This window comes from Gilliamella sp. Pas-s25, from assembly GCF_009795885.1.
In the GTDB taxonomy this organism is placed as follows: Bacteria; Pseudomonadota; Gammaproteobacteria; order Enterobacterales; family Orbaceae; genus Gilliamella.
Window position 1 is genome coordinate 1 of the sequence record NZ_WTEV01000020.1, and the last position, 14,095, is coordinate 14,095.

At 35.2% G+C, this 14,095-nt stretch carries 9 protein-coding genes; 4 read left to right on the plus strand and 5 right to left on the minus strand.

Going from position 1 to position 14,095, the window contains the following annotated elements; genetic code table 11:
- Nucleotides 1–125: 125 nt before the first annotated feature.
- Nucleotides 126–3,845 carry a DEAD/DEAH box helicase gene (locus GQ593_RS09475; protein ID WP_202115446.1) on the minus strand — a complete coding sequence of 1,240 codons (3,720 nt, stop codon included), beginning with the start codon at nt 3,843–3,845 and terminating at the stop codon, nt 126–128.
- A gap of 299 nt (nt 3,846–4,144) precedes the next feature.
- Between GQ593_RS09475 and csdE the strand changes: the two genes are divergently transcribed.
- Nucleotides 4,145–4,540, plus strand: coding sequence for a cysteine desulfurase sulfur acceptor subunit CsdE (gene csdE / locus GQ593_RS09480; RefSeq protein ID WP_160431806.1), 396 nt, complete (start codon nt 4,145–4,147; stop codon nt 4,538–4,540).
- A gap of 42 nt (nt 4,541–4,582) precedes the next feature.
- On the opposite strand, the gene dolP is transcribed toward csdE, so the two are convergent.
- Nucleotides 4,583–5,161 carry a division/outer membrane stress-associated lipid-binding lipoprotein gene (gene dolP / locus GQ593_RS09485; protein ID WP_160431807.1) on the minus strand — a complete coding sequence of 193 codons (579 nt, stop codon included), beginning with the start codon at nt 5,159–5,161 and terminating at the stop codon, nt 4,583–4,585.
- 239 nt (nt 5,162–5,400) lie between these two features.
- Here dolP and GQ593_RS09490 point away from each other — a divergent pair, with 239 nt between their 5' ends.
- Together GQ593_RS09490 and GQ593_RS09495 are read left to right on the plus strand one after the other, a co-directional pair.
- The gene (locus GQ593_RS09490; protein WP_160431808.1) at nt 5,401–6,099 is read left to right on the plus strand and encodes a DUF1266 domain-containing protein; all 699 of its coding nucleotides are present in this window, start codon (nt 5,401–5,403) and stop codon (nt 6,097–6,099) included.
- Nucleotides 6,096–8,801 (plus strand): hypothetical protein, encoded by a 2,706-nt coding sequence (locus GQ593_RS09495; RefSeq protein WP_160431809.1) that lies wholly within the window; start codon nt 6,096–6,098, stop codon nt 8,799–8,801. Before GQ593_RS09490 ends, GQ593_RS09495 begins: the two co-directional genes overlap by 4 nt.
- Nucleotides 8,802–8,867: 66 nt before the next feature.
- On the opposite strand, the gene GQ593_RS09500 is transcribed toward GQ593_RS09495, so the two are convergent.
- The 3 genes from GQ593_RS09500 to xthA form a co-directional block, all read right to left on the minus strand.
- Nucleotides 8,868–10,538 carry a molecular chaperone HscC gene (locus GQ593_RS09500; protein ID WP_160431810.1) on the minus strand — a complete coding sequence of 557 codons (1,671 nt, stop codon included), beginning with the start codon at nt 10,536–10,538 and terminating at the stop codon, nt 8,868–8,870.
- A 125-nt stretch (nt 10,539–10,663) separates the two neighbouring features.
- A complete protein-coding gene (gene xseA / locus GQ593_RS09505; RefSeq protein ID WP_160431811.1) occupies nt 10,664–11,998 on the minus strand; it encodes an exodeoxyribonuclease VII large subunit in 1,335 nt (444 codons plus the stop codon).
- 35 nt (nt 11,999–12,033) lie between these two features.
- A complete protein-coding gene (gene xthA, locus GQ593_RS09510; protein WP_160431812.1) occupies nt 12,034–12,840 on the minus strand; it encodes an exodeoxyribonuclease III in 807 nt (268 codons plus the stop codon).
- A gap of 116 nt (nt 12,841–12,956) precedes the next feature.
- Between xthA and tyrA the strand changes: the two genes are divergently transcribed.
- Nucleotides 12,957–14,078, plus strand: coding sequence for a bifunctional chorismate mutase/prephenate dehydrogenase (gene tyrA / locus GQ593_RS09515; protein WP_160431813.1), 1,122 nt, complete (start codon nt 12,957–12,959; stop codon nt 14,076–14,078).
- The last annotated feature ends 17 nt before the right edge of the window (nt 14,079–14,095 follow it).

A 14,095-nucleotide genomic window follows, 5' to 3' on the forward strand; every position in this document is an offset into this window, starting at 1 on the left:
AAAGGAATTATGCCAGTATGGTATCACTGGCATTTATGTTAATGTGGCTGCCAATGTATTGTTGAGTAATTTATGTACAGCAAAGGTCAACAGCCCCTAACAGTTAAATTTTTATTTATCGATAATTATTTCACTGGTAAATACTGCGCCATTATTCGACAATGCCCTACTCCTGACCAAGAAGCATAAGAGCCAATAACATAAAAGTTCTGTTTAGCTCTTGATGCCGCAACGTTAATAATATTAGGTGTACCAGCCGCCCATAGACGCGCTCCATTATGTTTATTTTCTGGAGCTCCTAGCACTAATATCACGCTATCTGCTTCCCGCCCTTGAACTGTATGAATAGTTCCAATTCGGTCAATTATCCATTGATTTAAATCAATATTAAGTTTTTCAAAAAGGTCTTTTTCTTTTCTTAAACAGTTTCTTAATTCGTTAGCTACTATCTTAAATGGCGTAATAATAAATAAATCGGGCTCGGTAATGCCTTGATGGGCAATTTTATTTAAAAGCTCAATCACTATTTTTCCTTCATCAGGACACCATTTTGTATCCGCTTGACCATTTAAATCAAACCAACAAGAAGAACCCAATATATTACCAATCACGCCTGGTTGGTGGTGACCTGCTGCATAAACCATTTGTCCATCATAAGCAATATGATTAGAAATGCTAAACATTGGCTCACAACAGCGTCGATGCACTAATAATGGGATCCCGACATTACGTCCTCCGGTATCATTCCTAAAAGAAGATTGGTAACAAGAAGCTCTATCAGCTAGTGTTTGAACAGAAGCATCAGGTGCGCTCCAAAGTGTTTTATTTACGTTAAAAAATCGACATATCTCTTCGTTTAAACGTAATGGAATAGAAGTAACGGGCGGAATTTGTAATGGATCACCAACAACAATGGTTCTTTTGGCACGAGCTATAGCACCCACAGCAGCTTGAGGCAATGCTTGTCCTGCTTCATCAATTAATAGCCAGCCAATTGAATCTTGATTTAGATCTCCCATCATACGTTCAAAAGAAGCAAATGTTGTTGATATAACAGGCACGGCAAGAAACAGCGTTGACCATAAATCAGATAAAAATTGTTTTTTGTCTTGTTCTTTTAGCGCACCAGGCATCATAAAAATACTTAAATTATGTAGGATTTTTTGAGCACTAGCATTTATAAAGGCTTTGTGAAGATCCATAGCTAGCATGAACAGCCGTTCTCGTTTTTTATGTAATTCATTTGGTAACCAAGGGGAATTTAGATTGTAAAGCTGATGATCAGCAAAAAAAGTTTTATCCTCAATAAGACGATTACCGAGTTTAGTGCGATAAGAATCAATATATTGGTTTAATCGCGCTAGCTCATTTTGCTGTTTAATTTGGGATTGTTGTATATTCGATTGTTTTTGTTCTAATTTTTGTTTTTCAGATAAAAGTTGTTCTACAACTGCTTGCGCATTAAGAAAAAGTTTTTTTCTAGAGTATAATGATTGTTGTAATTCTTTATGTTTATGTGACCATTGTATCCAAGCCTGAGTACGAAATAAACGAGCAAACAATCCCGGCTTTTTTTTCTTACTTAGGTTTTCAATATATTTAGATTTCTCATACAATGCTTCATATGACTGATATTCCGCTTGTTGCTGCGCTAATTGTAAATCTAGTTCTTGTTTCTTTTGTTGATAATTTTGTTGAACAGTATATTGTTCAGTAACTTTCTGACTAATTTTTTGCTTATTTAAACAAGCTTGTCGTAGTTGTTCTAATGTCTTTAATGCAGCTTCAATTTCTGATTTAAGTGTCAAGAATTCATTTTTTTTTGCTTGCCATAAGCTTACAGCTTGTTGAAGTGTTGTCGTTGGTCGCTCTATTGAGACAATTTCTGGTATTTTACGCGCAATAACGTTACCTTGCTCATCTGTAATCTCTTTTGTAACATCATCACCTTTAGCAGCTTTTAAATAAATGCGAAAACCATACTCTTCATTCCACCAAAACGTTTTTTGAAAAATTGCCCGATTTTTGCTATTGCCAAGCACAGCAGCCATCATGCCCCAAGTTTCATTCAATGGTAAATTTGAATTATCGGTTTGCTTATTATCATCAATCGATAAATTATAAACATGATTACTTATTGCACTAAAATAGTTAAATTCATCAACCGAATAACCAATAGCTTTACTTGCTGGTAACTCTTTACTGATGTTTTCGACCGCTTTATTATTACTTGAAGCCACAACTATTTCATGCCCTTTTAAGCAAGCATCTAGTTGATAAAGCTGATAAAATCCTTTTCCTGCGGGAATTTTACCCCCAACAGGTATAAAAGCTTTCTCGGGTTCATCAAAGGCACACATTGCCAGAGCACGATCAACAACAGCCGAAGCCACAATGTCCCTTAGCAATGTTGTTTTACCCGTTCCAGGAGGGCCATTTACAGCAATAATGCCACCATTATCCCTCAATTCCATTCTCGTTAAATTGACAGCCGCTTGTTGCAAAGTAACCAACGGATGTCCACCTGGCGAAGGCCAACGGGATAAACTTATATTCTTTGGAGCCAAAACTTGTTCTAAAAGCACGTGATTAGTCAATAAATCATTCACATTTTTTATTTCTGTTATACCCAAATAGGCTTTAATTCCTTTATTAGCTGTTTTGTTTTCTACTTGTTGAGTGATTTTAAGTAGATCATTAAAATAGAATGAATTTAATAGTGGTAGTTCTGGAGGCGTTTTCGCTTTGAAATGGTGGTACGTACGAATAATATACTCAGGTGGGTGAACAAGATGATCGGGTAGTTCAAACTGATTAACTAACCAATAAAAAGCATTAATTATCATTGTTTCATTTAATGGTATCAGTTGACCTTGCTCATTGGTTTTACGTAATAATTTTTGAAGATGCGCCAGAATGGTGCGTTCAATGTTTACCCATTGATTAAGTCCATTTAATTGTTTATTTAATGTTAAAGGTAAAGCCCAAGCAAAACTAGAAATTGCAATACCGTTTTCTTCTAGTAAAACACCATTATTATCGACCAGTAATGAACCGATAACAGCGTGTTCTGTAGTTCTTTGGTTTAGTTCCTCATCTCGACCAAATACTTTAATAAGATCTTTGATTGCTTCTGACATAGAAATTGAACCTAAGCACACCTGATAATAGACCTTATAATTAGGTCTGCTTTTTTGCTGCTGTAACCACGGCAAACCCGTATGAGTTGTATTGATAATATTACTACGATCACCATTAGCTAAATCTTCTGGTTTTTTGTAAGTTTGAGGCGCCAAAGCTTCTAACGCACTCCAACTTGAGAGAATCGATAATGGATCGTTGTTTCTATCTATTCTAAGACTATTCACTTGTTCGTTTATTCTTTTTATTTCTGGTAATTGAGAGTAAGTCTGAACTTTATGCATACACTCCGCTGTGTGGCTAGATTGCTCGACCGTTTGAGTCGCATGTTGATAGTCAAGATGACGATTTACATCCACGTCTTTTAAAATAATCTTATTGTCGTTTACTTTTTCTACCTGTACACAACACTGAAATTGTGAATCTTTTTCTATTGCTTGTTTGTTGTTTATTATCTTTTCACTAAAATGTTGACTATCAGAATTCTGATTGTTCACTTTTTCTTTTAACGATACAATATTTTTATTTTTTGACAGATAACTACTAGTTTTTTCTAATAAAATCATAGCTTTCTTGGTTGAACGGCATTCTAATTCCATCACAATCAGATTTAAGATTTCAAGATTATTATTATTTTCTTCGGCAAGATTTTGTAATTGTTCAATGTTATATCTAAAATAGGGTCTGTTATTTTGACGTATCATAATACTATTTAATCCTTATTTTTGCGTCAACAAAGGTACAACTAAGCTAGCACTTTATGGCATATAACCTAAATATGCTTTTATTTTCAGCATACCACATCATAAATTGTTTATTTAGGTAATACAATTTTTTCATATTGTTGTTATCAATACTGTACGTTGATCCATTTTTGAACGACTTAGTTTACCACCTAACTTTATCCTGTTAAATTAAAACTACCGAAAAATAGTTTTATATATCAAATGATAGACTTCTGAAAGTTTTTTACAAAATAGTCAACCATAAATAGGTCAATATTATGCTATCACTGCAAAATTTAACCGAGTTATTTGCAAAGCAACATACTTGGCAAGATCGTTATCGACAGTTAATAATGTTAGCAAAGCAATTACCTGATTTTCCTGAACAGCAAAAAATAGCGCAAAATCAAGTGAATGGTTGCGAAAACCAAGTTTGGCTAACTTATCAAAAACAAGCAGATAATACCTATATTTTTAGTGGCGATAGTGAAGGTCGAATAGTGAAAGGGTTATTAGCAATTTTAATTATGATTGCCAATAATAAAACTGCGCAAGAAATTACGGCTATCGATTTTTCATCACTATTAAGTCAGTTAAAAATTTCTGATGAGCTAAGCCAATCACGGTTGCAAGGGCTTGCCAAATTAATTGAACGCATAAAATCGGTTGCATAAAAAAGGGGCTAATACACCGCCCCTACCTTTTATAGCTACTGTCTATTTTTCAGTATAAGTAAATAGTGTGATAACTTTTTTTACACCACTGACTTTACTTGCAACCTCAGCTGCTGCTTTACCTTCTTCTGGTGTAACAATACCGATTAAAAATACTTCGTTATTTTCAGTAACAACTTTAATGTTGCGTGCTTTTGTTTGCGCATTTAAAATTAATTGCGATTTAACTTGAGTCGTTATCCAAGCATCATTGGTAATTGTACCTGCGCCAACGGGTTCACCAATACGAATTTGGTTATAGACTTTTTTTACCCCTTCAACTTGATAAGCAAGCTTTTCTGCTTGTTCAACTTGATCACTATTTGCTTGTCCAACTAAAAGGATATTACCACCATAAGCACTCGAAACAATACGTGAGCCAATAAACAAAGGTCCATGGTCTTTAATTTTTATACCCATGCGTGAACTGAGCGTTGTGTCATCAACTTGAGTACCAGTGGTACGAGGATCTGTGGCAACTTTTGCTGTTGCTCCTGCACCAACACCAATAACTGCAGCAACACAACCTTGTAATGTTAATGTACAAAATATTAACATTATCATTAAGGTAATTTTTTTCATTATCACTCCTTATGACTTATTACTTAGTAATAATCAAATTCCAATAAATTTGTCATTATTATGCCTTGTAGATATTGATTTGCAAAATGATTTTATGATTTATGCAGGCTTATAGCGGTATTTATATTTCATTATAACTTCGTCACACCATAAATTCCCGCCTTGAATTTCAATTTTTATTTTAGTGTAAAATCTGCTATCTTTTGATAAAAAATAAATCAGGTGATTGGAATAAAAATATGAATCAAGATGTTATTGATTGGTTATATGGCTTGTCTGCACCAATGGTTGCTTTAAATAAAAGATATGGTGCAAGTTATACTTCGCCATTTTTTTTCCCCGACAGAACTTTTGTTGATATGGAAGATGATTGGGGAATAGGTTCTCGCCAAACATTACTAAACCGTGTGTTTGATATGGTTGATGATGGGCATGCACCTTTATTATCTAGATATTATTCAATCTATTCTCGATTTTCTGAATCTGAATGGCGTGATTATTGCCAAGCACAAGATGATTATCAAAAAATATTACTAGAGTTTGTTGAACAAACTTTTTGCGTATGTGGCTATGGTGGCATTCGTAGTTGGGATTATGCACGTATGGGATATGTGCTACGCAATGGCACGACCAATAAATATATTACCGAAGAAGAAGCGCTATGGATTTTTTCAAGAATTGCTGCTCGTTCTCAATATTTTTATGAATCTTGGCATAACTACTTTGCGAGTTGGTCGGTTGGTTTTCAATTTTGGGAATCACTTAACAATAAAGAAGATCTTGAAGTATTACGCTGTGAATTAACCCGAGCATCACAAACAAATACCATGAAGATATTAATTAGCGACAAGGATTCTCCTTGCAATCGCCTGCCTTGGTATATTGAGATTGATGAACTAGAAAAGCCTGAATCACTAACGGAGTATGATTGGTCATGAGTACAAATTTTTGGCAATTACTGGGCATCGAAAAAACAACAGATACAACGGTTATTCGTCAAGCCTATCGTGCAAAATTACCCTCATATCATCCTGAAACGGATCCTGACGGGTTTAAAGCATTGCGCGAAGCTTACGAATCGGCAATGAATTATGCAAATTCGCCCAAAACAGCCGTTGACGAAACTGCGCAGAAATCAGAAGAAAAAGAAGCGCCACCATTAACAGAAGAGCAAATTAAAGCGAATGAAATTTGCGATGCTTATCAAGCCCTATTAGAAGATCCACTGCGTTGCTATAACATTGATGAATGGCAAAAATTTATCGGCTCATTCTATGACTATCCCATGACAGTTATTGATTCGGTAAAATGGCGACTATTAGAGTTAAGTTACGAAACAACAAATATATCTGAATCATGTGTCAAAATTTTAGCCGATAATTTGCGCTGGCGTCAGCAATTGATGACACAATTTACTGATGAATTTGAAAAATATGATAATTATTTAAATCACATTGATCGTGGCGATGTCTTTGATTACACATGCTTACCGACAACAAATAAAATACTGCAAAATACAACTATCGATTATATCTATTATACCAAATGGTTATTTTGGGAGCGTAGATCAGAAGATGTTTATGCATTTTTATCTCAAGATACCGTTATTTACCTTCCTAATGATAAAAAATTTATGCTCGAGTTTTCTCATTGGTATAGTACTGCAAGCCTAAAAAATCAATCTATTTTGGATTATGCTTTAAAATGTATTGCCGAAGGCGATGAAGACGAAAATATTATTATCGAGTGGAAATATATTGCCGCTATCCAATATACTTTGCTCGAATATAAACAAAATGCCTTACAGGCTTGGTTAGAATTGTATTATTCAGGCCATTATCAACAAAAAGCAGAAAGCTGGATAGCAGGTTGGTGTGTTTATTTTGAAAAAAATTACTTCCCATTATTAGTTATGGCGTTGAATAATAGTTATTGTGTCGCTGTCGATAAAACGGAAAATTATTTGCATACTATTCCACAAATAACGGTAACCACAACAGCACGATTAGCAGGATTAGAAGATATTGATGAATATCCAAAAGAAATTGTCGACTTTGTTAATTGGGCTTTAAATACAAACTGGAATTATAAACAAGTCTTATCAATATTGTTACGTGATGATGGTAATAATCGATTATATCGTTTATATCGACATGCCATTATGTTGCGCCATGGTAACGAAAGATTATTACAAGAAATTTTAGATGAGCAAAGTGATGATCCATTTGAACAATTTATTTTGCAACATTTACAACGCCAAGCACGACAACATCTTGCATGGCTTACAGAACTTCCACCCGTGCAAGAATTTAAAACATGGTTATTTGATAATAATGAAAATGCCCAACTTCCACCCCAATTTGATCCCGATGAGAATGGCAAGCTAGCTTTATATGCCAGTTTATGGCTAGATAGATTCAACGATATTCCTGATATTGCTAAATCACATTTATATCAAAGTTTTTCTTATTCAAATATGAAAATGTTTGATTGGGTTACGTATTTAAAATGTAATGATTATTATCAACTACCAAAATCTCCAGATCTTTCGGTTATTGCTAATAATAAAGAAGCTTATTGGCAATGGTATCGTTGTTATTTATTAGTCATCGCAATTTATTGTGAACCAACAGAAACTGCAAAATTTCTTCGACAAGAAAATAATACTTTTATTATTGATGAAAATAACCCATTTAAACCATTAATAGAGATATTTAAGCATGGTAACTGGCAAAATGAAACCGAGCTGTATAACCTAATTAATAATGATAGTGTGTTAAATAATAATGTTTTAATTAATTATCCAAATTCGATTGAATGGTTTATTTATGAGCCTCACCTTATTGATTTTGACGATATTGAGCAAAAAATGGAGCACACATGGACACAAAAACTGGCGAATAGAAATCCAATTTATTTAATGCTGTTATACATAATTGTATTAAATAAACCTGAGCAAAAAAACAAATTAGATACAATTTTACAAGATATTACTGGTGATAATAAAGAGTTAATAAAAATAGCCAAAAATTTGCAAGATAAGTGGATTACACCATCTTCTGATAGCAAAAAAAAATACAATTATACCAAACAAGTTGATACAATAAAGACACTTGCTGAACGTTGTTTGTCTAACTATTACGGTATATGTGATAACAATGAACTTGAAATGTTAGACGAGTTAAAAAACAGCTGTGACAATGATTTAGTCTTACGGCTTTGTGCGGCATTGCTTATGGCAAAAAATCGTGAAAATCAACAAAAACTGGAATCACAGCCATTACCTAAAAATAAATGGTGGCAGTTTTGGCGTTGGAAAGGACGAACTAATATAAAAGGTTTTATTATACAATTATGTTGTAGCTTCATTGTGTTAGGATTGATGACCGTGCTTAACAACAATTTTGAATTGAATAGTCCTACTTTCTCTATGATTTGTTATTCTATTGCTGTAGCCAATACGGTTTTTGCATTAAAACGACGTTTTAATGATATCGATAGAGGTGAACCGCTCATCGGTTTTGTGGCCGAAATATTGGTTTTTTCCTTATTTTTTGCGCCATTTTGGGTTTCTGGCATCAAACACACTAACCGTTTTGGACCACCAGTAGAAAAAACAGCCAAAGAAAAGGAAAAGTGAACAAAATAAAGTCCTCTTTTTTATCTCTAAAAAAGAGGACTTTTTATATTTTTAAAATTTTATTGGTTATCGATTTAGATCTTGTAAATTAGATTCAATTTCACAACGAATTTCGTTAATTTCTTCAGAATTTTGTCTATTTAGTACTTCCATAAAAACTTCGATATATGATCCAATTAATAGTCGTTCATCACCCAATGATTGTGCCCATGCCCGTTCTAATCTAGCTAATAAGGTACGATTTGGCATTTCGTCACGTGGATGAATCTTAAGTGATTTTAAGCGTTCATGACTGTCTTGTTTTTGTTTGTCTGTTAAACCTATTGGACTATGATCAATCACTTTGCCATGTTGCTTACCTGTTTCAAGCAAAACCACATCAACTTCTAATAAACCATTTAGATCATAACTAAAGCGGACATCAATTCCTTGTGCTCTTTCCATTGGTGTTAGGAGCACTTCAAACTCATCAATTAAAACATTATTTTCAACACGAGGGTTTTCACCTTGATAAACCGAAATACATATCACCTTTTGTTGAGGATACGTTGTGTAAAATGTTTTTACTTTTGATGTTGGTACAATGGTGTTACGTTCAATAATGGGTGAAAACACTCCACTGACATTATTTGAACAGCTTTCAATACCTAGAGTATAAGGACACACATCAGTAAGAATGACTTCTTCAACATCAACATTACGTAATCGACAAGCCGCTTGAACTGCGGCACCTTGAGCCACGATAGTAATCGGATTGATATGGCGATACGGTAATTTACCAAATAATTTGGTCACCAGCTCACGTACAATACCTAATTGCGATGACCCACCGACTAATACGATATGTTCAAGCTGATTAGGTTTTAATCGTGCATCACTTAATGCCTGTTCAATTGGTGCTCGTAGTCGATTAAGTAGTGGTAACCATAACGTTTTAGCTCGGCTTTCGTTCAAGGAAAATTGCCACTGCTTATCTTGCCAAAACCAAGTTAACGTGTGTGATTCTTCACCATTTAATTTACATTTTAGTTGCTCAGCTAAATCTAACAGGCGAGCATAATCATGGGTCGGAATATCTTGTTGTTTAAGATTCCATTCACTTAAGCAAGCTTTAACAAGCTCTTGAGTAAAATCTTCACCACCTAAATAGTTATCACCTGCCGAAGCATGCACTTCAATAATTGGCATCGAATATTCAAGCACGGTCACATCAAACGTGCCACCACCTAAATCAAATACTAAAGTATTACCCGATTGCTCTTCGTGTAATCCATATGCCATGGCAGCGGCTGTTGGCTCATTAATTAAGCGTACAGCATTTAATCCAGCTAACTCAGCAGCAAACCGGGTCTGCTTGCGTTGTTCATCATTAAAATAAGCAGGAACCGAAATGACCACATCACGAATTTCTTGTTTTAAAAATGCTTCGGCATCTGCCTTTAGTGATTTCAAAATTATGGCTGAAAGTTCGGTTGGCGTAAATTTTTTGTCGCCTAATTCGAAGACTTTGTTTGAACCTAAAAAGCGTTTAAAAGCGGCTGCGCTACGATTGGGATGCGTGGTTAAACGGGACAATGCCGCGTGTCCGACTAAAATAGAATCGTCTTCATCAACACTTACTGCAGATGGTGTAACAACTTCACCAATTGAATTCGGAATAAGGACTGGCTGACCATCGTGCCAAACACAAATTAAACTGTTTGTAGTGCCTAAATCAATACCGATTGGATAATGCATAAACTTTCTGAATAATATAATAATTCACTATTGTTTAGATTATATACTATTGATCACTTTAATTGCAAAAATGATGTTAAAAAACGGTAAAAAAAGTCTATGCATGTTCTTTAAAGATGATAAGTTTATTCGTTAATTTCCTTAATTTGACTAACCAGTTTGCCTTTTTTTAATTTTGTAACGATAAATTCCCCAACAGTCACCTGCTCACAGCGACGAACCACTGTATTGTTTTGGTCTGTGGTAACACAGTAACCTCGTTCAAGTGTAGCCAGCGGGCTGACACTATGCAGTTGCGAAGTTTGTAACACAAATTGATGCTGTGACTTTGTTAACTTCTGCTCAATTAAATTAATGATCTGTTGCTGTTTTTGTCGAACCTCTTGCCTTAAATAAGTCATGTTATTTTGTGGCGATACGCGTAATAGCCGTTTATCTAGAAAATTATGACGATTTGACTGCTTGAGTAAATATTGCTGAATATTGTCATATAATAAATGGCGATAAATTAAAAGTTGATTCAATTGTTTTTCTAGTTTTGTTTGTGGATGTTGGGTCTGCAATTGATGATGCCATTTATTGAGTTTTTCTCGGCACTGTATTAAATAATAATCCATAGCCATAGATAAATGCTGTTGTTTTGCTTCAATACGTTTTATTTGATCCAAATTATCGTGACTTACTAATTCTGCCGCAGCAGATGGTGTTGCTGCTCTAACATCAGCCACAAAATCGGCAATGGTAAAATCAATTTCATGCCCAACCGCACTGACGATGGGTAATTGACTAGCAAAAATAGCCCTTGCTACCACCTCTTCATTAAATGACCATAAATCTTCAAGCGAGCCACCACCGCGCCCAACAATTAATACATCACACTCTTGACGAAAATTGGCAATTTGAATCATTTTAGCAATTTGCCCCGCAGCTTCGCTGCCTTGTACTTGCGTTGGGTAGATAATCAAATGCAAACTCGGATCACGGCGTTTTAATATTTGGCAAATATCATGCAGTGCAGCTCCCGTTGAAGAAGTAATAATCCCAACTGTGCGAATGTTTTCAGGCAATGGCTGTTTATAAATAGGATCAAATAACCCTTCGTCAAACAGTTTTTGTTTTAACAGTTCAAACTTTTGCTGCAATAGTCCCGCACCTGCGGGTTGAATTTTATCAATAACCAGTTGATATTCACCACGTGCCTCATACAGTGTAACAGTTGCTCTAACTAAAACCTGCTGCCCATTTTGTGGCGTAAAACCAGCACGAAAATTACTATTGCGAAACATAGCACAGCGTACTTGTGCACTATCATCTTTTAATGAAAAATACCAATGACCAGATGAAGGGCGTGAAAAGTTTGAAATTTCACCCATTAACCAAATCTGACCGATAGCATCACAAAGCAGCTCTTTAACCATTTGATTAAGATCTTTGACCGATAAAATCGAACTGTTTTGCATGCGATTATCCTTATTACAATTATAACTATACAAGTTTATACTATATCAAATTGAGCCCAAATTGGCGCATGATCAGATGCCTTTTCCATTGCACGAATATCATAATCAATACCCGCTTGCTTGCAATGCGCCAGCATTTTTTGGCTAGCTAATATTAAATCGATTCGTAACCCGGTATGCGTATCAAAACCTTTTGAACGATAGTCAAACCAAGAATACTCAAGCTCTGTTGGGTGAACATTGCGATAAGTATCAATAAAACCAAGTGACATTACCCTGTTCATCCATTCACGTTCCTCGGGCAAAAATGAACATTTACCCGTGCGTAGCCAACGTTTACGGCTCTCTTGTGAAATGCCAATATCTAAATCAGTTGGGCAAATATTCATATCCCCCATAATTAAAGATAACTGACTACTTAATTGCTGCTGATTAATATAGGTTACTAAATCCTGATAAAATTTACGTTTAGCTGGGTATTTAATTTCATGATGTAAACTTTCACCTTGAGGAAAATAACCATTAATTACTGTTAACTTGCCTTGACTAGTTGGTAACTCAGCTATGATCAAACGACATTGCGCATCATCACTATCGGTTGGAAAGCCACATTGTACTGATAAAGGCTTTTGTTTGGTTAATAACGCCACTCCATAGTGGCTTTTTTGTCCGTGGTAATGTAGGTGATAACCAAACTGAGCTAATTCCTCAACGGGAAATTGATCGTTATGAACTTTAGTTTCTTGTAAACCAATAATGTCTGGTTGGTGAGTGTCAATAATTGCGGCTAACTGATGAATGCGCGCGCGAAGGCTATTAATATTAAACGAGATAACTTTCATAATTATTTTATTGCGTTAGATTTAGTGTTGCAGTTGTCCAATCCTACCAAAAATACGTTATACTGTTAAGCTATTACAGAAACAGTTATCATTTGTGATAAAAGGAATCACCAAATATGTCTACGGAATTACTTGCCTTGCGCGATAAAATCGATGAAGTTGATAAATCTATTTTATCTTTAATTACCAAGCGATTAGCATTAGTTGCCGAAGTCGGCGAAGTAAAGAGTAAACACGGTATTCCGATTTATGATCCTAAGCGTGAAGCAGATATGCTAGCCAAAAGACGACAAGAGGCTGAAAAAGCAGGCTTATCGCCCGCTTTGATTGAGGATATTTTACGTCGTTTAATGCGTGAATCTTATATTAGCGAAAATGATAAAGGCTTTAAAAAAATTTATCACGGTCAAGGCTCGATAGTCATCGTTGGTGGTAATGGACAAATGGGTCGGTTATTTACTCGATTATTTACCTTATCTGGCTATCAGGTTAAAACATTGGGTTCCAAAACGATGCATCAAGCAGCCGAGGTGGTTGCCGATGCAGCGGCTGTGATTGTGACAGTGCCAATAAACAAAACTTGTGAAATCATCAAACAATTACCACCATTACCTAAAGATTGTATTTTAACAGATTTCACATCCATAAAAGTCAAGCCACTCCAAGCCATGCTTGATAAACATCAAGGTCCAGTAGTCGGGTTACACCCAATGTTTGGTCCCGACGTCCCTAATTTAGCAAAACAAATCATTGTTTATTGCGATGGACGCGATCAACCAAAATATCAATGGCTAATTGAGCAAATGCGTATATGGGGCGCTAATTTATGCGCAATTGATGCCAAAGAACATGACAAATGCATGTCGTTCATCCAAGCTCTGCGCCATTTTACTTCTTTTTCATATGGCGTTAATTTGCAACGTGAACAGGCTGATTTAGAACAATTAATTGCGCTCTCCTCGCCTATTTATCGTCTTGAACTGATGATGGTTGGGCGCTTGTTTGCTCAAGATCCTGAGCTTTATGCCGATATCATCATGGCATCAGATGATAATATCGAATTAATTAAACGCTACTACGAACGCTTTGGACAAATGGTTAAATTAATTGAACAGCGAGACAAAGCAAAATTTATCAAAAATTTTAATGAAGTAACCGCTTGGTTTGGCTCTTACGCAGAGCGCTTTATTAAAGAGAGCCAAGTATTATTAAAATTTGCCAATGATAATCGAGAGTAACTTTATACTAAGCGGTA